Below are 21,149 nucleotides of genomic sequence, written 5' to 3' on the forward strand. Positions count from 1 at the left end.
GCTATCGCCCGAGCACGTCGGCGGCGGCCGGGGCACGGAGGTGCTCCACCGCCGTCGCCACCGCGGTCCGCACCGCCGAGTGCTCCACGTCGAGGCCGGCGTAGACGTAGCCGGCCTGAAACGGCCCGACCGCCCGGACGAGGAGTTCGGCCCCGACGTGAATCGCGGCGTCGCGCCGCTCCGCCGGGTCCCAAAGCGAATCCTTCGTGTCGCCCAGGGCCTCCTCGTAGGCCTCCAGAAACGCGTTCCGGTGCGCCGCAACGGCCCGGGCGACGGCCTCGGACGGGGCACGTTGCCTCTGCATCCACAGGTGCGCACACCAGTGCGCCACGTCCTGGAGCGGGCGCCCGTAGTGGGCCAGCTCCCAGTCAATGATCCGCAGGCGGGTGCTGGACGCAATCAAGACCGAGGGCGGCCAGAGGTCCCCCATCGTGAGGCAGCGACCCGGCCCCAGCAGGCTCCGCCCCAGCGTCTCGGCCCGTCGTCCGAGGACGTCCGCATCGCCGACGCCCGCTTTCCGCAGCATGTCGGCCACCCCCTGGTACTGCACCGCGTGGCGGGTTTCCTGCATGGGGCGGTTGTTGAAGGCGTCCGCACAACGGTCGTCGTCGCACGTCGCCGCGTGGAGGCGCCCCAAGAATGCCCCCAGCCGCCGTCCCTGCGCCGCAGCCCTCTTTTCCAGTGCCTTCGCGTCCGCCTCGCGGAGCCACCGCCCGAACGACGGCACGGGGCCGATGTCCTCCATGACGACCATGGGCACGTCGGGGTTCAGGTCGATCGCCTTGGGGGGCCGCACCGCGGCCCCGGTCAGATCGTTCAGGCGCTCCCCCTGTCCCAGTGCGCGCAGGCACCGCGCCTCGATCAGCAGACGAGACGGGTCGAGCGGGGTGTCCGGGTCGGCCGCGATGTACGGCGGCGCGTACTTGACGATCAGCGACCGCTCTGCCCCGGGCACCCGCCAGACGACGTTCAGGTTGCCCCCCGGCACCCGCCGCGGCTCCCCCGTTGGCGAGAAGGCCGGCAGTCGCTCCCGCAGGTACGGCACCACATGGGCGTCCTTCATGGGCTCGTGCCCCGCATCCGAGACCGGACCGCGGTGCCGCCCCTCATCCGAGTTTCGTCTCATGGGTCACTCTTCAAATCGGTAGATGGTATTCGGAAAGTCGACCGGCTCGGCCGCCCGCAAAAACGCCCGCACGACCCGTTCCTGCTCGTCGCGCGAGCGGTCGAGCGTGGCGGAGAGCGCCTCTTGCTCCGGCGGGTCGCGGTCGGGAATCGAGTACTTGTGCCCCACCACCAGCCCCGCACACGGAATCTCCAGCTCGTTGGCCAGCACCACCTCGGGCCCCAAGGTCATGGAATTGACCTGGGCCCCCATTCGGGGCCACATGCGGTTCTCCGCCGCGGTCTTGGAGCGGGGCCCCTGCACGTAGGCGAACGCAACCGTGTCCGCGATCGGCGCGTCCGCCCCCTCCGCCAGGGTGCGCACCTGTGCGGAGAGCCCCGTCGCGAAGAGGCCGTCGTTGAGGACGAGGTGCCCGTGGGCCTCCGACGGCTCCGTGAACATGGTGCAGGCGCTTCCGTCCGGGAGGCGGTTGTCGGGCATGAGCAGATCGTCCACCAGGAGCGGCCGGTAGAGCGGCACGTCGGGATCCAGCACGCCGACCGAGCTGGTCACGAGCAGCGCCCCGCAGCCCACGGCCCGCAGCGCCGCGGCCTGGGCGCGGTAGTTGATCTGGTTGGGGAGCAGGCGGTGGGGCAGGCCGTGCCGGAACAGCACGTAGGCCGGGCGGTCGAGGCCGCGAACCCGATGAAGCGTCTGCGTCCCCCACTCCGTCTCCACTGGCTCCGGCTCCAGGTCAAGCTCGTCCGGAAAGGCATCGGCAAAAGCACTTCCGAGGATGGCGGCAACGGCGGGCATATCGGGGTGAGCGTTCTGGGTTGAGGGTTGAGCGTTCTGGATCGGTGCTGTCAAGGGACATCATGAGCGTCGAGCTTGCGTCCGAATTTCCCACCTCAGCCCAAAATTATAACGCAAAACCCTCAACGCCCAACGCGTAACCTCCAACGCTAAAATTCGTACCGCAGGCCAAACTGGAATTGGCGCGGCGGCCCGGCATTCTTCTCCTCAATGTCCGCCCCCGGCGGCCCCACCTGGATCTGATTGCTCTGCGTGGCATTGTTGGCAAAGCCGCTCAGGTTTTTCGTGTTGAGCACGTTGAACACGTCGGCCCGGGCCACCACACGCCCCGCGCCGATGGACCAGCCGTACTGCAGGCTGAGATCGAACCGTGTGGACCACGGCAGTCGATCGGTGTTGCGCTCGGCCCCCGGAAAGCGGTCGCTGTCCCCGACGTACTGCCCCCCCCGGTACGTCCCGTCCCCGTTCAGGTCACGGGTTCCGAAGCAGATTTCCCCTTCGCTTCCCTTGCCGGGATCGCACGCGTTCGGCACCCGGTTGATGGGCTGGCCGCTCTGGAGGAGGCTCGCGAGCGTCACGCGGAGCCGATCGGTCGGGTAGACCGTCCCGACGGCACTGATGACGTGCCGACGGTCGTTGACCGAGGGGCCCCACTCGTCTTCGAAGTCGTTGGCGTCTTCGGCCCGGAAATTAATGTCGTCGGTGTTGTTGCGCCGGCTGGACAGCGTGTAGCTGACGCGGTACGAGTAGAGATCGTCGGCCCGATCCTTGACTAGGTTGACATTGGCCGCCCAGTAGCGCGCCTCGCCTTTCGTTTCCGTCATGGTGATGCGCCGCGCGCCTCCCGGCCGTGGGGCGACCGGTCGCGCCTCGTTGGCTTCCGCCACGCTCCGCACCAGGTCGGAGGGATCCCGTTCCGGATCGTTCAGGACATCTTCGAGGTCGTCCTCAGTGATCTCGAAGGGGGCCGGCGCGTTCAGGTCACGGATGCGGTAGAGGTTGTAGGTGCGGGTGTGGGTGAGGTCCACGTACGCCAGCAGGTCGTCGCCGAACTGGCGCTGCACGCCCAGCGAAAACTGGTGCGTCTCGGGGTTCTCGTACCCGTTCGGGTTCAGGATCTGGGCCTGGCTCAGGACGTCCGTGGGCGTTGCCTCCACAGTCGAGGCCGTCGGGCCCTCCAGGTAGTCGGGCGGTGGCGTCGCCCCGAGCGTCCGATTTCCGTTGAAGGTGACCTCCTCCACGTTGGTGCCGGACGGCAGGCGGCCCTGGTCGACGAGCTCAGCGATCTGCGCCCGGAACCCGTCCGTGTTGGTGTTGACCTGGAGTGCGTCGCTGACGACGGAGTAGACGATCTTGTCGTAGAAGATGCCGTAGCCGCCGCGCAGGGTCGTGCGCTCATCGAGCGAGTAGTTGAGCCCTAGGCGCGGGGCGATGTTGTTCCAGTCTCCGTGCTCACGCCCGAGGGTCGCCTCCGAGAGGCTATCGTAGTCCCAGCGCAGGCCCGCCGTGATGGTCAGATCCGAGAGCGGCGAGAACTCATCTTCTACATAGAGCCCGATGAGGTCCTGGCGTGTGCCAAACGAAGACGGTCGCAGCTCCACGCGATACCTAGTGACATCGAGGGCCTGCGCGTCCACGCCCAGCGCCCCGTGCAGCTCGGCGGGCGTCAGCGACGGGTCGAGGTTGGCGCTCCGGAAGCGGTCGAACTGCGACTGGGTGAGCTGCACCGTGTAGTTGCCGTTCGGGTTGCCGCCGCCCGCGAGGCTGTGGTCGGACAACAGGAGGTCGGCTCCCGCTTTCAGGTTGTGGTCGCCGAGGGAGTACGACACCTTCTGCTGCAGCTGAAACGTGTTTTCCACGCTGTCGAACGTGAACCCGGGATGGCCAAGCCTCGCCCGAAGGGTGCCGCCCGGCCCTTCCACGTCCACCTGCGGGCTGCTCGGGTTGCGCGGGTTGCCGGCGTCCCAGTTGAACCAGCTGTACTGAAAATTGCTCTCGTACACGAGCTTGTCGCCCACGTAGGTGTTTTGGAGGGCCGCGTGGACACCGTCGCGCTCCTCTGTGCTGGCCGCACTGGCGAACGTGACGCCGCCGGTAAGCCCACCGCCCTGATTTTCGATTTGGACGCGGTTGGCGTTGAGCCGTGCCGTGGAGCGCCACCGGTCATTCCAGCGGTGGTCCACCCGGGCCGAGGCGTACGTGAGGTGGTTCCGACCGTCGATGGTCTGCCGCACGCCCGGCGCGTCCAGCCGGTTGTCCTTGAAGTCGGTCGTATGCTCCACGTTTACGTGGAAGAACGTCTGGTCCTCCACGATGGGCCCGCCGAGCGCGAAGCCGCCCTGCTGGCGCTGGAAGCCGCTCTTGACCGTGTTGCCCGACAGGTCGCGTTGCGTCGGCGTGTCGGCGCCGAATTCTCCGTCGAGCGGCTGGCCGGGGCGGGTCAGGTAGAAGGCCTCGCCCGTCCACTGGTTGCTGCCGGACTTCGTGGTGACGTTGAAAATGCCGTTCCCGGTGCGCCCGTACTCGGCGGAGTAGGTGCTGGTCAGCACGGTTACGTCTTTCACGATGCCCGTCGGCACGTCGAACTGCGGCCCGCCCAGGAACTGTTCGTTGTTGTCCATGCCGTCGATCAGGTACTGGGTATAGAGGCCGTTCGTCCCGTTGATGGTGACGTTGGGGGCCTCGGCAAAGAAGCCCGTCGACGGCGTGACGTTGGGCAGGCGGTAGAGGCTCTGTGTGAAGTTGCGGCCCTCCACGGGCAGATCCTCCAGGGTGGCGGCCGATAGGCTCGAGGACACCTCCGCGTTCACCCGATTCACGTCCGCCACGCTTCGCCCCCCTTCCACCACGACCTCGTCGAGCTCGTACGCGGCCACGGGGCGGAGGACGAGGGTCACGCTCCGGGTCGCGTCCGCCCGCAGCTCGACGTCGGACACGCGCGCCTCGTAGAACTGATCGTTTTCTTCGATGAACACCGAATAGGCCCCTGCCGTGGAGAGTCCGCCCCACTGCGCGGTGCCCTGGTCGTCGGTTCGGCGGTTCGACTCGAAGCCGATGCCCTCATTTACGAGGTGGACGACCGCGCCGGACACCGACTCGTTTGCTTCGACGTCGAACGCGTGCACCTCCAGGGCCGCCTGGCCGTGGGCATTCGGGGCGGTGAAGCCGACAAGCAGAAGGAACAGACATGCCGTCCACAGCGCACGGTGGCGTCGTGGAGACAGAGTAGGGGTGGTACGTGAAGTCATGGGACACATTGACGCTCGATACGAAAAACCTACAGTTCACGGACAACGTCCAGCGCGGGCGCACGAGTCGGGTGAGACATCGGCCGTTCGGGGGAGGCATACGCCTCCCGCACAGAATCCGCAGTGCGCCCTGGATAGACACGGGCAGATGAGAACCGCCCATCTTTGATGAGCCGCCATGCGACGGGAGGAGCCGTCAGGCCCTTCAGCGGCGGCTCAGGAGAGAACTGTAGGGGGGTGCCCGGGACCGACGCTCCAGGACCGGACGCGTCGTGCTTCGAGCCGGGACGTGAGAGGTGCAGTGGGTGCTTCCAAGCACTCGACGAAGACGCGCCGCGAGGGCCCCAGCTCGATTTCGACGCAGCAGCGCACGGAGCTCCGCGGGCTCATTTACATCGTCGCGCACGGCGAGACGGACGGGCGCGACCCCGGACGCGGCCACGAGGTGGCGGTGTAGGGCCGGAAACAGCCTGTCGGTCGTCCACGGAAGCGCCGCAAACGCCGCGTGCTCAAACTGATCGCGGGAGAGCCCAATCAGGTAGGCCCCGTCCTGGCCCGACGTGGGCCCGAGCACGGGTCGCCCCGCTTTCAACTGCTCGGTGACTGCCGCCCAGTCGACCTCGTGCAGGGCCGGGCAGTCGTTGCCCACGGCAATGACGTGCTCGTACCCCGCCGCAAACGCGTCGGCGACGGCGTTGGCGAGGCGCGCGCCGAAATTGCGCCCGCGCTGCTGCGCACCGTTGACCTCGATCGCGGGCAGCCCGCTGTCCGCCACCGCCCGTCGGGCATGGTCGTAAAACGCCGCGGCCACCCGTCGACTTTGGGCGTAGTCCTGCCCCACGAGCTGTTTGTTCAGCCCCTCCCGTTCCGGGCGGCGGCTGAAGAACAGAATGGCGGTGTCTGCGTCAGGGGTGCCGATGGCAATTCGTCGCGTGGGCCGGATTTAGTGCAGGAACGAAAGGGACCGATGCTTGCTGTCGGTGATTCCCCTCTGTCCATGTGGGGTATGTTCGGGGACGGTGCCGTTACGTGCTCAAGTATGACCATTTCGCAAACCGTCTCGCCCCCTCCCCGGTCTCCGCGTTGCCCTACGTCTGTACGCGCTGGTCTGTCCGCGCCCCGTCCCCCCGCGGTGCCACCTGATCGGCGTACTGCAGGTCGTACAGCTTTCGGTAGAGGCCGTCCGCCGCCAGCAGCTCCTGGTGCGTGCCCCGCTCCCGGATCTCCCCCTTGTGCATCACCAGAATCTTGTCCGCGTCCTGGATGGTGGAGAGGCGGTGCGCGATGGCGAGCGTGGTGCGCCCTTCCGTCACCCGCTCCAGGGCCCGCTGGATGAGGGCCTCCGTCTCCGTATCGACGCTGGAGGTGGCCTCGTCGAGCACCATCACGTCCGGGTCGTACAGGAGCGCCCGCACGAACGCAAGGAGCTGCCGCTGGCCGCGCGAGAGCGACGAGCCCCGCTCCTTCACGTCCTGGTCGTACCCGTCCGGCAGCCGCTCGATGAGCTGATCGGCCTGCACCGTCTCGGCGGCGCGTCGCATCGTCGCCTCGTCGATGCTCGGGTCGTCGAGCGTCAGGTTGCGCCGCACCGACCCGCTGAACAGGAACACGTCCTGCGGGATGAGGCCGATGTGCTCGCGCAGGTCGCGGAGCCGCAGGTCGCGGATGTCGTGCCCGTCCACCCGAATTTGGCCGCGCTGGATCTCGTAGAAGCGCAGCAACAGGTTCATCACCGTGGACTTGCCCGCGCCGGTCGCCCCCACCAGCGCCGCCATCTCGCCGGGCTCCACCCTGAACGACACGTCCTCCAGCACCCAGTCGGGGGTTCCCGCGTCGTCCTCCTCGTAGGCGAACCACACGTTCTTGAACTCGATGGTCCCCTCGACCGCGTCGAGCTCGACCGGCGCGCTGGGCGCCTCGATGCTCTCGTCGGTGTCGAGCAGACTGAAGACCCGCTCGGCCCCCGCCATCGCCTTCTGCAGGGTGTCGTACTGGTTGGACAGGTCGCGGATGGGCCGGAAGAACTGCCGCGCGTACTGGATGAACGCCACGAGGACGCCGAGCGTGAGGGCCGAGCCGCCCAGGGCCCGAAAGCCGCCGAACCAGAGCACCGCCGCCAGGGCCAGGTTCGAGATAAACTCGATGGACGGCCAGAAGATGGCGTAGTAGAAGATGGTGTGGAGGTGCGCCGCCCGATGCTTGTCGTTGATGCCCTCAAACCGGTCCTCCTCTTCGTCCTCCCGATTAAAGAGCTGGACGATGTGCATCCCCGTCACGTGCTCCTGAATGAAGGAGTTGATCCGGGCCATCTGCTTGCGCGTCTCGCGGTACTGCTCCCGCACGTTGCGCCGAAACCAGAACGTCACCCACACCATCAGCGGCATCACCAGGAGCGTCACCACCGCCAGCATCCAGTTGAGGGTGAACATGAAGTAGGCGATGAACACCAGCTTGAACAGGTCCCCCAGCACCGACACGAGGCCCGAGGAGAGGGCGTCGCTGAGGGCCTCCACGTCGCTGGTGGTGCGGGTGATGACGCGCCCGACGGGCGTCCGGTCGAAGTACGCGAGGGACTGCCCCTCGACGTGCCGGAAGAGGGTGGTGCGGAGGTCGTAGATGGCCTGCTGCCCGATCCACTGCGTGAGGTAGTTTTCGCCGAAGGAGAGAATGCCCTCCCCCACCAGCGCGAGCACCAGGTACAGGATGATGTACTGCAGGCCCTCCAGGTCCCCCACCACGATGTAGTTGTCGATGCCCTTCTGCACGAGCCATGGGCGCAGCGGGCCGAGGAAAGACGCCCCGAGCGTGATGGCCAGCGCCAGGACGATGTACCCGGCGTAGGGGGTCAGGTACTGGCCCAGGCGACGGATGAGGCGCCCGTCGAAGGTGTTGACCTCATCGACCGTGTCTTCGGGTTCGAAGTGATCGTCGGACGCGTCGTCAGCCAAGTGCGGGGGAGCGGGTGGGTGAGAGAAATCAACAAGACAACAGTCAAGCAACTTGGAGGACACGCGCAGTGTTGCGTCCTCCAGAACGGGGATGTGGCATTGGTCGCCGGTGTGTTACGATTCGTCCGCCGGGCCCACCGGATCGGGCTCTTTTTCGCGGGGGTCCAGCTCGTAGCGTCGGAGCTCTTCGGCAACCTCTGCCGCGGGAAAGACCGAGCGCGCCTCCCGCTCCTGTGGCGCGGGATCCGGATAGCGGGCGCTGAGGTGCCCCAGAAGCAGGCGCGTGGCCCCCGCCTCGCGGGCGACCGTCGCCGCCTGCCGGGCCGTCGAGTGCCCCGTCTCGTCGGCCCGCGCTGCGTGGTCGTCCGCGAAGGTGGCGTCGTGGTAGAGCAGGTCGGCCTCCTCGGCGAGGGCGCGTCCGCCCGCACAGGGGCGGGTGTCGGTCACGTAGGCCGCCACGACGCCGGGGCGCGGTGGGCCCAGCACCTGCCCCGGACGCACCGTCGTGCCGTCCGGGGTCGTCACCGGGCACCCGTTTTGAAGCCGCCCGAACGCCGGCCCCTCCGGCACGCCCAGCGCTCGGGCCCGCTCGGGATCAAACCGACCGGGCCGCGTCCGCTCCGCCACCCGGAAGCCCATTGCAAACACCTCGCGGTGATCCAGGCGCCGGGCCTCAACGGCAATCTCGTCGGTCTCGTACACCGTGCCGAGGGTCCCCGCGGCGTCCGCCTCCACCACGTGCACCGGGAAGGACAGGCGCGCCGGCGTGGCGCCGGGCACGGCGCGCAGCATGGCCGGGCCGCCGGGGGGCAGCACGAGCGTCACGGGATCGGCCCGCTGCTGCAGTTCCATCGTCGAGAGCAGGCCCGGCAGCCCGTAGCAGTGGTCCCCATGCAGGTGCGTCACGAAGATGGCCTCGATGCGTGCCCAGCTGAGCCCGGCCTCCCGCAGGCGGTACTGCGTCCCCTCCCCGCAGTCGAAGAGCAGCACCTGCCCCTTCCGTTCCACCGCCAGGGCCGAGAGGTGCCGCTCGTCCGTCGGCACCGCCGAGGCCGTTCCGAGGGGGATGACGTCAATTTTCATCTATGCAGAATGCCTCGTGTCGGGCAGGAGTACGCTTCGACGGGGGGAACGTACTGCGTATTTCGTATCGCGTCTTGTCCAGGCAAAAGACACGCAGTACGAACCACGCAATACGAACTACAGTGCCTGGATTTCTTCCTCGAGAAGCTGCTTCTCGTACAGATCCGCGTAGAGGCCCTCCTCGCCCACGAGCGCCTCGTGGGTTCCGCGCTGCACCACCTTCCCCTGCTCCATCACGAGAATGAGGTCGGCCTCCTGCACGGCACTAAGGCGGTGGCTCACGATGACGAGCGTGTGGCTGCCCTGGCGCGCCCGCAATGACCGCAGGATGTTGCGCTCCGTGGCGGTGTCGACGGCCGAGAGCGCGTCGTCGAACACGAGCACGCGGGGGTCGCGGATCAGCGCCCGGGCGATCGAGGTCCGCTGCTTCTGCCCCCCCGACAGCGTGATGCCCCGTTCGCCCACGTACGTATCGAACCCGTCCGCGAAGTTCTCCACGTTCTCCACGAGATCCGCCTCCGCGGCCGCCGCCCGGATCTCGTCGCGCCCGGCATCGAGGTCCCCAAACGCAATGTTGTTGGCGACCGTGTCGCTAAACAGAAACACGTCCTGCGGCACGTACCCCATGTGCTCGCGCAGCGTCCGCAGCGGGATGGTCTCAATCTCGTACCCGTCGACGGCAACGGTGCCGGCGTCCGGCTCCAGAAGGCGCGGAATCATGCGGACGAGGGTGCTTTTGCCGGACCCGGTGCGCCCGACGATGGCGAGGGTCTGGTCGGCCGGAAGGTCGAAGCTTACCCCGCGCAGGGCCGGCTCGTCTTCGTCCTCGTACTGGTACCACACGTCACGGAACGTGATGCGCCCCTCCAGGCTCTGGATCGCCGGGTTGGTCTGCGGCCCGTCGTCGATGTCCGGCTCCCGGTCCAGAATCTTCTGCAGCCGCAGGACCGACGCGGAGGCCCGCTGAATCATCGTAATCACGAAGCCGAGCGAGGCGACCGGCCACGTCATCATGTTGATATAGATGATGTACTCGGCGATATTCCCGATGGTGATGGCCCCCTCCGCCACGAGCTGCCCGCCCATCCACACCACGATCACCGTCGACACGCCCACGAGCAGCAGAAAGGAGGGCCGCCACGCCGACTCCACCAGCGCGAGGTTCAGGTTGCGCGCCCGGTACTCCTGGCTTTCGTCGTCGAAGGCCTCCGCCTCCGCGGCCTCTCGCGTGTAGGCCTTCAGCACCCGAATGCCCGACAGCGCCTCCTGCACGCGACTGGTCAGGGCCGAGTATTGCTGCTGCAACTGGTCGCTGCGGTGGTGCACCATGCGGGCCATGAAAAACACCGCCACCGCCAGCACCGGCAGCGGCGTGAGCGCGTAGAGCGTGAGGGTGGGCGAGATGACGAACATGACCGACGCCGCCACCAGCACCATCACGAGGGAGCGGGTCACGTACATGATCGCCGGGCCGATGTAGCGCCGCACCTTCTCGATGTCGTCGGTCGCCCGCGTAATCACGTCCCCGGTCGAGTATTCCTGGTAAAACGTGGAGGAGAGCCGCTGCAGGTGATTGTAGAGGTCGTTACGCAGGTCGTACTCGATGTGGCGGGAGGCAACCACGACGGTCTGCCGCATCAGAAACATGAAGAGGCCGCTCGTCCCGGACAGGGCAATGATCACGAGCGCGAACAGCACCAGCGCGCCGAAGAAGTAGGCGTAGAGCTCCGCCTGCGCCGGCGTGCCGCCGTACAGCGTGTACAGCCGCACGAACCGGGGAATGCTGTCCACGGCCTGTCGCACCACCATCGGCACCGTGATCTGAAAGCCGGCCGAGATCATCGTGAAGAGAAGCCCCGGCACGAACAGGTACTTGTATTGCCAGAAGAAGTGGTTGAGGCGGCCAAGTGGGCCCATGGCGGGCGGAAACTGTGTCTGAGAGACAGGATGTGCCAACGAGGATCGAAAAGAGGCTGATCCGGGCACACTGTGACGAGACAGGTGGATTCGCTCCCGAATCGGTCGCCGCCGGCCCCGTCCCCCTTCCTCCACAAGGCCTTTGGCGTATTTCGGAGTGCGTATCTTGCGCGGCAGATCTTAAACCGGAGGGCGCACGCCCGCGCAAGACGCGCACTGTGCAATACAGAATGGGCGGCATCTCCGCCAGAATAGGCTACATCTCCGCCGGCACCTCGTCCCCGATCGTCTCGGCCGCCTCGGTGTAGGCCCGGAGCGCCGCCCGGGCGTCTGCCTGCTCCTCGTACCGTCGGATGAGCTCCACATGTTGGGCCGCCAGGTGCCGGGCCAGTGCCATCGTGATCTCCATTCCGGCCTTCGGATTGCGGCGCATGACGTTCTTGAGGTCGGGCCGGAAGAACCCCAGCACCTGCGTCTCCGCGGCGGTTTCGGCCGTTTCGAGCCGTCGGAAGTCGCCGAGCAGAGACAGCCCCCCAATCATGCCGCCCGTGTCGATCGTTCGGAGTTCGTGGGGTGCCTCCGGCACCCGGTCCGTCACGAGGCGCACCCGCCCCGACTCCACGACGTACAGCCCGAGCCCGGGGTCGCCCTCGTAGTACAGCGACTCCCCGCGGCGGTACATGCGCCGGTGCGTCACGTCGGCCATGGCGTACAGGGCGCTCGACGAGAGGTGGGCAAAGGCCGGCACGTTCCGGAGGCGCTCCGCAATCTCGCGGGTGCGGGAGTCCAGCCGGCGCCGGAAGACCCGGCGGTACAGTCGCGTGACGGCCCGAAAAAGCGGACGAAAGATGGACATGACCGGCAACGTACGAATCGAGCGAGAAGCGGAATGAACAGGCGGAGGGGCGGCGTCGCGTGCCCCGTCGGCGGGGCGCTCCCCCCCAAACACGCCGACGCGACGGGCTCAGAAGGAGTGGCCGATGCCAAAGTGAAGAAGTGGGCCGCTGAAGTTGTCCCCAAACACGTCGTCGTTTCGGGGCGAGGGGTCGTGCAGCCGGTACGCCAGATCGAGCCGGACGATCAGGTACGGCCACTCCAGGCGCAGCCCGGCCCCGCCCCCCACCCCAACGTCGAGCAGCGCCTCCGGTCCCGCAAACCGCCCGTCCCGGCCGTCGCGTGCGGCCCCCGGCCCGTCGCGGTTGTCGTCTGCCTGCCCAAAGCCGCGGTTGCGCGGGCCAAACCACACGTTGCCCACGTCCAGGAAGGTGGCCCCGATCCATCGGGCCGCCAGCACGCTCGGAAAGAGCGTCGTCCGCAGCTCGATGCTCGACTCGAGCTTTACGTCGCCGCCCAAGATGTTCGAGGGGCTCTCCGGCACCGCCGTCGTGGTGTCTGCCGGGAGGCCCTCCCCAGGCCCCAGCTCCCGCAGGCGCCACCCGCGGACGCTGTTCGCCCCCCCACTGAAGAAGCGGCGGTCGAACGGCACCACGGTCGGCCCCGCGGTGGGATGCGCCCACCCGCCAAAGAACTTAAGCCCGAGCGTGGTGCCACTCCCCAGGGGCACGTACCGCCGCAGGTCCACCGACGCCCGGACGTACGGACGGTAAATGAGCTGCCCGGTGAGCCCGCCGGCGCCCCCAAAGAGACTGGGCAACGAGTAGTCCGGGCGGCCGGGCGTAAACACGAACCGATCCAGCAGGAGGGGAAGCGTATTCCCCACCTCCCCGGATGCCTCGTAGATGTGTCCGCTCCGCCGCCGCATCGGCCCCGCCGTGGCGTCCCGAAACGTGTACCGGACGGCCGTATTCACCTGCGGCTGCGTGTAGTCCTCCAGAATCTGCTGCCGCTGCACCGGGTCCTGCAGGTTGTCCCCCCCACGCCCGAACACGCGCCGGAGGAACTTCTTGCTGAACTGATCGAGGGTGTCCGGGTTGCTCAGGCTCAGGTCCACGACGTCGACCAGGGAGGACTGGGTCGGCGTGTGGTCCATCTCCAGGCGCAACTGTGCGTTTACGCGACTCCGAATCCGCAGCCCGAGGTCGGTCCGCAGGGCCGTCAGGCCCGTGAGCGACAGGCGGGTGCGGGCGCTCGACAGGTCGAACGTCCGGTCGAGGGACTGAAACGGGCGAATGAGGTACGGGAGCACGAGGGAGGCACTGCCCTCAAACTGATTCGAGCTCACGAGCAGGGAGTCGAGGCCCGTGGCGACCGAGGCCGACGTGCGGAGCCGAAACGTCTCGCCGCCCCCGAAGGCGTTCACGTTCTCGTACGTGCCGCTCAGGCCGACCCCAAACTCGTTGAGCCGCACCCCCGCTTCGCGCGCCCCCACCGACTCGCGCTGCAGCGCAAAGGTCTCCGCCTGCAGCCGATGGCGCTGCCGGGTCTGCGCGTTGATCTGAAGGGGCAGGTAGGGCGCCCCCGTCGTGTCACGCCGCACGGCATCCTCGTACTGCGGCGACAAATTGGTGAAGGCGAACACGCCCGTGCCGTCGAGGCGCCGCTTCGTGGCCTGGACGGCCGACTGGTCGTAATACGCCCCCGGCGTAAACCGGAGACTGCGACGCACAATGGCGGGGTCGAGGCGACGCTCGTCCACAAATCGGGCGGTCACCTGCGGCCGCCCCCCTCCGGTCGTGTCCACGGCCACGTCGACCGTGTCGGAGCGGGGCGGCGCGTCCTCCGGTCCCGTCGCCTCGAAGCGCACGTCCCCGAACCGATACCGCGGCCCCGTCTGCACGCGGAGCGTCACGTCAAACGAGTCGGGCGTCGCCCGATATACCACCGCCCGGACCGAGTCGCGGCTCACCGCAGCGTATCCCTCGTTCTGCAGAAACGTCAGGATGCGCCGGCGCTCTTCGAGCAGCATCGGCTCCCGGTAGCGCTGTCCCTGCACCCGCACGCTCAGCGTATCCCCCATCGAAACGGACGCCGTCTCAAAGACCGTCCCGTCCACGAGGCGCTGCTTCTGTCCGGTCCGCAACGCATCGAGCCCCGCGTACGTCACGCGCCGAAGATGGGTGGCCGATCCCGGTTCGATTTCAAAGACCACCCGCACCCGATCGTCCTCCTCGCGCGGCTCAACCCGGTACGACACCGACGCGTCCCGAAACCCGCGCTGGCGGTAGAACAGTTCCAGCCGTTCGGCGTCGCCCCCAACCGTGGTCGAGTCGATGTAGGCGGGCGGCTCGCCCCCGGACCGGAGGGCCCTCCCCAGGCGCTCCCACATCCAGTCGGCGCTCCCCAACTGGTGCACCCAGCGCCACCACGTGAGGCCCGGGATGCCGAGGACACGCCGGTTGGGGCGGGTACGGATGTTCTCCTTGAGCGTCCCCGACGCGAACTGACGATTGCCCCGAATGTCGACCTCGTGGACAATCGGAGCGGTGGTGTCGGCCGCCGCCCGTGCCCCACTGGCCAGGCGAGACGCCTGCGCGGGCCGGCGCCCCCCGATCAGAAGCACCACCCCGATCAACAGTCCCGTCACGGGGATCGCGTTCGGCCGGACGATGGCCCGAACAGTCGAGGAGAGATGGGTCGGCATGAAGCGCGGCGGTCGGCAGATCCGGAAGAGGGCCCGCGTGTGGATCGGGGCTAACGCCTCAGTGTCCAGACGGTGCCGGATGGGATTGTCCCCCTGCGTCCCGCCGCTGTTCGAGTCGAAGCGAGTGTGCACGGGACGGGCATTTTCTCATCACGCACACGGCGTCTCGTCCCAACGTCATCCCTTCCGGATCCGGATCAGCGTGCCGATGCGGGGGACGCGCTCCCGCCCGCGCTCGCCCGGTACTGCTGGGTCCGACGCTCGAGCGTACGGTAGCTCTCCGGACTCATGTCCGGCATCAGGAACCGCATGGGGTTGAGGGCCGACCCATCGAGGCGGCGCACTTCGTAGTGGAGGTGAGGACCGGTCGACAGCCCCGAGTTGCCACTGTACCCGATGGTGTCGCCCCGTTGCACCTCGGCCCCGCGATAGATCTTATCTGGAATCTCGGAGAGGTGCGCGTACCGGGTCATGTACTCCGATTCCGGGTGTTTGACCTCAATCACCTTCCCGTAGCCCGGATTGTGCTCGGCCCGTTGCACCACCCCCTCGGCCGTCGCCATGACGGGCGTTCCCCGCTTCAGCAAGAAGTCAATTCCTTCGTGCATTTTCCGGACCTTTAGGATGGGATGGTCCCGCATTCCGTAGTTCGACACCACGCGTCCGTTGGCCGGGCGGATGGCCGGAAGCTGGCGGAGCCGATCCTGACGCTGCTTCGCCACGCTGTAGAGCTCCTTGTAGCTCGACTTCTGCAGGCTCATCTGACGCTCCAGTTTGTCGAGCTGCTGAGCCGTGTTCTTCAGGAGCGCTTCGGTATCCGCCCCCAATTCGTCGAACTGTCGGTACGGGTCGGCCCCTCCGACCCCCACCTGCCGCACGTCCTCGGAGATCGGCTTCATCTGAAACAGCCGCCGGTAGAGCGTGCGGTCCTTTTTCGCCAGCGTGTCGAGCCGGGCTGACAGGGTCGTCATTCGGGAGTTGACGCGGTCGAGCTGCTGCTCAAGGGCCGTATTCTCGACCCGCAGGGTCTTCTCACTGGGCGAGGCGATCCACTGCTGATCAATCCCCCAGAAGAGAAGCCCCGTGAGGATGACGGCGAGTCCCGCGATCTGTCCGGCACGGGCCGCCCAGTCGGTCCAGGTCGTTTCGACCTCCTTAAAGGAGCAGGTCTCGGGATCGTATACGTACGTCTGGTCTCGGTCCATGGCAGGGGCGCTCATTCGAGTCCGGTGGGGAAGCGTGTGCCAGGACGGCAACGAGGCGTCCGGCCCGAGCGCATCGCCGGGGCGCGGGCACGTCTAGAGTAGAAAGAGTTCTGGGTTGATTTTGACAGAACCATCGGCAAAAATAGTGGGATGGAGTGTGCCTGTCAACCGAGATGGGCGGGCCCATCGGATTTTGACGCGGCCCGCTCAATGCCCCGTTCTCGTCGGGACATCGTGCCGGTGCTGTAAAAATGGATCGGTTTTCCCGCGATAACGCCGGGGGATCATTTCGGCGCAATGGTCATGCCGATTTCCCGCCCCGGAGGGCCCTGTGCTGTCCTCCCCCCTCTATTCGTAGTCCTGTTCGAAGTACTCAATGCCGCGCCGCGGCGCGGGCGGGCCGTCCTGCTGAATGCGGGTTCGGAGCCGCTCGGTGAAGACCTCCGCCGGGTCGTGCCCGTAGTGGCGAAGCAGGTAGTTCATGGCGATCACCTCGCAGATCACCGTAATGTTCTTGCCGGGGGTGATGGGCACCCGCACCATCGGCAGGTCAATTCCCAACACGTCGTGGGTATCTTTTACCATGTTAATTCGGGTGTACTCCTTGTCTTCGTCCCAGAGCTCCATGTTGACGACAATCTCGATGCGCTTCTGGAAGCGGATCGCCCGGATGCCAAACATGGAGCGAATGTCGACGAGGCCGAGCCCCCGCACCTCCATGAAGTGCTGCACCAGGTCGGTCCCCGCCCCCATCAGGATCGACTCGTCCCGTTGGGTGGCGATGACCACGTCGTCCGCCACGAGCCGGTGGCCCCGCTCCACCAGGTCCAGGGCCACCTCGCTCTTTCCGATGCCGGGCTTGCCAATCAGCAGAAGCCCGATGCCGTAGACGTCGACGAGGGAGCCGTGGACAGCCCGCTGGAGCGCAAACTGGTCGGCCAAGAAGTTGCGGAGCGAGGACATGAACTGCACCGTGGGCAGCGGCGTGCGGTACACCGGAATCCCAGCGTCTGTCGCCCTGTCCACGAGCGACGCGTCGAGTTCATTCTCGTCCGTGAGCACGATGCAGGGCACGTCGAACTGCGCCAGGTGCCCGAACGCGTTCCGCCGGTCGGCGGCGTCGAGCTGGTGCAGGTACCGCGTCTCGGTGTTGCCGAGAATCTGGACGCGCTGGTGGGTGAACAGGTCGACGTATCCCGCGAGGGCGAGGCCGGGGCGATGGAGCGTGCTCTCGGTCACCGACCGCTCGGCTGCGTCCACCGCGTCGTTGACCGGCGTCACCTCCACGCCCACGGTCTCGCGCAGCTGGCGGACCATGAAGGCCACGGAGATCGACTCTTTCTGAAAGGTCTCGGGGCGGTCCATGGCAGGACAGACAGGCCAGTCGAAAAAGAGGGCCGCGCTGGAGAGGGCTGCGCTAGAGAGAGCCGCGCTAGGGCACTTCCACGCTGCTCAGGATGCGATCGACGAGGTCCGCGGCCGCGACCTGCTCGGCCTCCGCCTCGTACGTAATCACGAGCCGGTGCTGCATCACGTCCTGCGCCACCGCCCGCACATCTTCGGGCGTCACGTAGGCCCGGTGGCGCAGGAACGCGTGGGCCCGCGCGGCCAGGTTCAGGTTGATGCTGGCCCGCGGCGACGCGCCGTACTCCAGCAGGGGCTCCAGCTCCCCGAGGCCGTACGCCCCCGGGTCACGGGACGCCAGCACGAGGTTGACGATGTACTGCTCCACCCGTTCGTCGATGTAGAGGTCGTTGATCACCGTGCGGGCCTGCAGGATCTGCCCCGGACTGGCGACGGCGTCCACGGAGGCGGACTCGTCGGTCCGCGCCATGCGCCGCATGATTTCCAGCTCTTCGTCGCCCGTCGGGTACGTCACGTCGATCTTGAGCATGAACCGGTCCACCTGCGCCTCGGGCAGCGGGTAGGTGCCCTCCTGCTCGATCGGGTTCTGGGTGGCCAGCACCAGAAAGAGGTCGTCGAGCGGAAACGTCTCCTCGCCGATCGTCACCTGGCGCTCCTGCATGCTTTCCAGAAGCGCGCTCTGCACCTTGGCGGGCGAGCGGTTGATCTCGTCGGCCAGGATGACGTTGGTAAAAATCGGCCCCTTTTTGATGGAGAAGGCGCCGGTCTTCTGGTTGTAGATCTGCGTGCCGAGGAGGTCGGCGGGGAGCAGGTCCGGCGTAAACTGGATGCGCTGAAAGTCCGTCCCGATGGCGTCGGAGAGGGTGCGCACGGTAAGGGTCTTCGCGAGGCCGGGGACGCCCTCCAGCAGCACGTGCCCGTCGGCCAGGAGGCCAATCAGGAGGCGTTCGATCATGTACCGCTGCCCCACGACCACCCGGCCGATCTCGTCCAGCAGGTCATCCACGAACGCGCTCTCGGACGCGATGCGGTCTTCAAGCTCAGCGAGGTTGTGCTCGGACATGGGGGCGGGCGGGTCGGAAGAGAGCGTGCGGACGGCGAGCGGGCCCTACTCGCCGAGGCGGTCGCCCTCGGAAAGGGCGTAGCCGTTGAGGAAGTCGGCGGCGTCGAGGCGCTGTCGCCCGGGCTGCTGCAGGACGACTACCTCCACGGCCCCGGTGCCGCAGGCCACGAGCAGGCGCCCATCGGCGTCGAGCACCGTGCCGGGCGCCCCCGTGCCCTCCGCCCGCCGCGTGCGGTATATCTTCAGGCGCGTGTCGTCGTGCAGCGTCCACGCCCCGGGATAGGGCGACAACCCGCGGACGTGGTTGTGCACCGCCTCGGCCGACGCGTCCCACGGGATCTCGCCGTCTTCATCGTGGATCTTAGGGGCCGGGGTCGCTTTCTCGTCGTCCTGGGGGCGCGTCTCGACGGTGCCGGCGTCGATCTGCCGGACCGTCTCCACCACCGCCTCGGCCCCGAGCTCGGCCATCCGGTCGTGCACCTCGCCGGCCGTCTCGTTAGGGCCGATCGACATCTCCTTCTGCAGGATGATGTCGCCGGTGTCGACGGACGGCTCCAGGAAGAACGTGGTGACGCCCGTCGTGCTCTCGCCCGCCATGACGGCGTGGTTGATGGGCGCGGCCCCGCGATACTTGGGCAACAGCGCCCCGTGCAGGTTGAAGGCCCCCTCGCTCGCAGCCGCAAAGACCTCGGGCGGGAGGATCTTGTAGGCCACCACCGCGATGACGTCGGGCTCCAGCTCCGCCACGGCCGCGGCGAACGACGGGTCCGTCACGTCCTCCGGCTGGAGGATGCGGTCGATGCCCGCCGCCTGCGCCGTCTCCTTGACGGGGGTCGGCGTGACCTCCTGCCCGCGCCCCCGCGGACGATCCGGCCCGGTGGCGACGGCCACAGGGGGGTACCCGGCGTCGACGAGGGCAGTGAGCGAGGGCACCGCAAACTCCGGCGTGCCCATAAAAACGACTCTCATGATCGGGTTGGGAGTTGAGTGTTGGAGTGTATTGGGTTGGTATCGACAGAAACACGAGAGGCCCCCTCAACCCACTAACTCTCAACCCCTTTAAACAGTCCCTGCACGAAGCCCTTGCGGTCGAAGACCTGCAGGTCCTCCACCGCTTCCCCCACCCCGATGTACTTGACCGGCACCTGGAACTGGTGCGAGACCCCGATCACGACGCCCCCCTTCGCCGTCCCGTCGAGCTTGGTCAGCGCCAGGCCGGTCACGTCCACGCTGTCGATGAACTCCTCGGCCTGTCGGAGGGCGTTTTGCCCGGTCGAGGCGTCGAGCACGAGCAGCACCTCGTGGGGCGCATCCGGGATCTTGCGCCCCATCACCCGCTTCATCTTGGCAAGCTCGTCCATGAGGCCGCCCTTCGTGTGGAGCCGCCCCGCCGTGTCGACGATCGCCACGTCCGCGTCCCGCGCCTCGGCGGCCTCGATGGTGTCGTAGGCCACCGCCGCCGGGTCCGCGCCGTGTTTTTGCTTGATGAGGGGCACGCCCGCCCGGTCGGCCCAGATCTCAAGCTGCTCGATGGCGGCGGCCCGGAAGGTGTCGCCCGCCCCCATCAGCACGCTCTTGCCCGCCTGGCGGTACTTGTGGGCCATCTTGCCGATGGTGGTCGTCTTGCCGACCCCATTCACGCCCACCACCATGATGACGTGGGGCTGATTGGGAAGCGGCGCGTCGAAGTCGGCCGGGCGCTCCTCGGAGCCCTCCAGCATCAGCCTCGCAATTTCGTCCCGGATCAGCCCGTTCAGCTCCTGGGCCGACACGTACTGGTCCTGCGCCACGCGGGCCTCCACGTGGTCGATGATGTCGAGCGTGGTGTCCACGCCCACGTCGCTGGTGATCAGGATCTCTTCGAGCTCGTCGAGGACCTCGGCGTCGACCGTGTCCTTGCCCCGCACCATGCGGTCGAGCTTGCCGAAGAAGCTGTCGCGGGTCTTGTCGAGCCCCTCTTCGAGCTTCTCCTGCTCATCGTCGTCGTTCCAGTTCGTAAACGTGTCGAGAAAGCCCATAGCGCATAAGACAAATCCAAAAAAGCACTGCGGTCCGGCGGCCGTTAGGGGCCTTGGGGAACAGAATCGGGCGTCGCCCCCTCGGCGTTCCGTGTGGCCTGCAGGTAGCGGACCACGTACAGGAGAAAGGAAAACACAAACAGGCCGGTTGCCATCCAGAGGCAGACGCGGAAGACCGGCGGATCGGCCCTCAGGATCACGCTCAGGATCGTCAGGGCCAGCCAGAGCGAGGCGGCCTTCCCCGCCCAGGCGCTCATCACGATCTGCCCCGAGCGCCGCGCGATCGCCATCCCGCCGAGCAGGATGGCAACGTCCCGCCCCACCACGAGGCCGAAGAACCAGAGCGGCAGGTGGGGATCCGCCGGGCGAAACGTGAGGGCCGTCACGGTCATGATGGCCGCAAACTTGTCGGCCACCGGATCGATCACCTTCCCCCAGTCCGATACGGAGTGGGTCCACCGCGCGATGCGCCCGTCAAACCAGTCAGTGAGGATCACCAGGATGACGAGCCCGAGCAGCCAGCCCAGGGGCCCGTCCCGCCACAAAAAGACCGTAATGGGCACCACCAACGCCAGCCGGCACAGGCTCAACGCGTTGGCGGCGGTCCAGAAGCGGCCCAGATTGGGGAGGGACGGGACGAACGACATGGGGCGCGTCTGTTTCCGCGAGACAACGAGGCGATGCCCAACGGGGAGCCGCGGCGGATGGTCTGTGGCGACGCGCCCCCCGCCCGTCCCATTTCATGAATCCACGGGGATTTTGCGGGGCCGGATCCGGAGGGTCCCCTGGATGGATCCGTGCCCCCAAGGGCAAAGACGAACCGTCCTCGCCGTTTCTGTA

The 21,149-nt window shown here is 67.3% G+C and carries 15 protein-coding genes; all 15 read right to left on the minus strand.

The window, feature by feature from the left end:
- Position 1: 1 nt before the first annotated feature.
- A complete protein-coding gene (locus SRU_RS11380; RefSeq protein WP_011404885.1) occupies positions 2-1,126 on the minus strand; it encodes a phosphotransferase family protein in 1,125 nt (374 codons plus the stop codon).
- A gap of 3 nt (positions 1,127-1,129) precedes the next feature.
- Positions 1,130-1,921: a 5'-methylthioadenosine phosphorylase gene (locus SRU_RS11385; protein ID WP_011404886.1), complete on the minus strand. Its 792-nt coding sequence runs from the start codon at positions 1,919-1,921 to the stop codon at positions 1,130-1,132.
- Between the two features lie 149 nt (positions 1,922-2,070).
- Complete coding sequence (locus tag SRU_RS11390) at positions 2,071-5,169, minus strand: TonB-dependent receptor (RefSeq protein WP_148278438.1); 3,099 nt, start codon at positions 5,167-5,169, stop codon at positions 2,071-2,073.
- A 205-nt stretch (positions 5,170-5,374) separates the two neighbouring features.
- Complete coding sequence (locus SRU_RS11395; RefSeq protein ID WP_013062463.1) at positions 5,375-6,010, minus strand: DUF2064 domain-containing protein; 636 nt, start codon at positions 6,008-6,010, stop codon at positions 5,375-5,377.
- A 247-nt stretch (positions 6,011-6,257) separates the two neighbouring features.
- Positions 6,258-8,117: an ABC transporter ATP-binding protein gene (locus tag SRU_RS11400; RefSeq protein ID WP_112904431.1), complete on the minus strand. Its 1,860-nt coding sequence runs from the start codon at positions 8,115-8,117 to the stop codon at positions 6,258-6,260.
- Positions 8,118-8,231: 114 nt separating this feature from the next.
- On the minus strand, positions 8,232-9,200 hold the full coding sequence (gene rnz, locus SRU_RS11405; RefSeq protein ID WP_011404890.1) for a ribonuclease Z: 969 nt from the start codon (positions 9,198-9,200) through the stop codon (positions 8,232-8,234).
- Positions 9,201-9,317: 117 nt separating this feature from the next.
- Entirely contained in the window at positions 9,318-11,117 is a 1,800-nt protein-coding gene (locus SRU_RS11410; RefSeq protein ID WP_043552510.1) for an ABC transporter ATP-binding protein, read from the minus strand.
- 256 nt (positions 11,118-11,373) lie between these two features.
- Positions 11,374-11,973, minus strand: coding sequence for a Crp/Fnr family transcriptional regulator (locus SRU_RS11415; protein ID WP_013062466.1), 600 nt, complete (start codon positions 11,971-11,973; stop codon positions 11,374-11,376).
- A gap of 108 nt (positions 11,974-12,081) precedes the next feature.
- A complete protein-coding gene (locus SRU_RS11420) occupies positions 12,082-14,790 on the minus strand; it encodes a BamA/TamA family outer membrane protein (RefSeq protein ID WP_011404893.1) in 2,709 nt (902 codons plus the stop codon).
- 65 nt (positions 14,791-14,855) lie between these two features.
- The gene (locus SRU_RS11425) at positions 14,856-15,863 is read right to left on the minus strand and encodes a M23 family metallopeptidase (protein WP_237701720.1); all 1,008 of its coding nucleotides are present in this window, start codon (positions 15,861-15,863) and stop codon (positions 14,856-14,858) included.
- A 348-nt stretch (positions 15,864-16,211) separates the two neighbouring features.
- On the minus strand, positions 16,212-17,228 hold the full coding sequence (gene hprK / locus SRU_RS11430; RefSeq protein ID WP_013062468.1) for an HPr(Ser) kinase/phosphatase: 1,017 nt from the start codon (positions 17,226-17,228) through the stop codon (positions 16,212-16,214).
- A 67-nt stretch (positions 17,229-17,295) separates the two neighbouring features.
- Positions 17,296-18,291 carry an AAA family ATPase gene (locus tag SRU_RS11435; protein ID WP_011404896.1) on the minus strand — a complete coding sequence of 332 codons (996 nt, stop codon included), beginning with the start codon at positions 18,289-18,291 and terminating at the stop codon, positions 17,296-17,298.
- Between the two features lie 45 nt (positions 18,292-18,336).
- A complete protein-coding gene (gene fmt, locus SRU_RS11440) occupies positions 18,337-19,260 on the minus strand; it encodes a methionyl-tRNA formyltransferase (RefSeq protein ID WP_011404897.1) in 924 nt (307 codons plus the stop codon).
- 74 nt (positions 19,261-19,334) lie between these two features.
- Positions 19,335-20,309 (minus strand): signal recognition particle-docking protein FtsY, encoded by a 975-nt coding sequence (ftsY, locus tag SRU_RS11445; protein WP_011404898.1) that lies wholly within the window; start codon positions 20,307-20,309, stop codon positions 19,335-19,337.
- Positions 20,310-20,353: 44 nt separating this feature from the next.
- Positions 20,354-20,956: a CDP-alcohol phosphatidyltransferase family protein gene (locus SRU_RS11450; protein WP_011404899.1), complete on the minus strand. Its 603-nt coding sequence runs from the start codon at positions 20,954-20,956 to the stop codon at positions 20,354-20,356.
- Positions 20,957-21,149 lie beyond the last annotated feature (193 nt).

Origin of the sequence: Salinibacter ruber DSM 13855, from assembly GCF_000013045.1 — a bacterium.
Taxonomy (GTDB): Bacteria; Bacteroidota; Rhodothermia; order Rhodothermales; family Salinibacteraceae; genus Salinibacter; species Salinibacter ruber.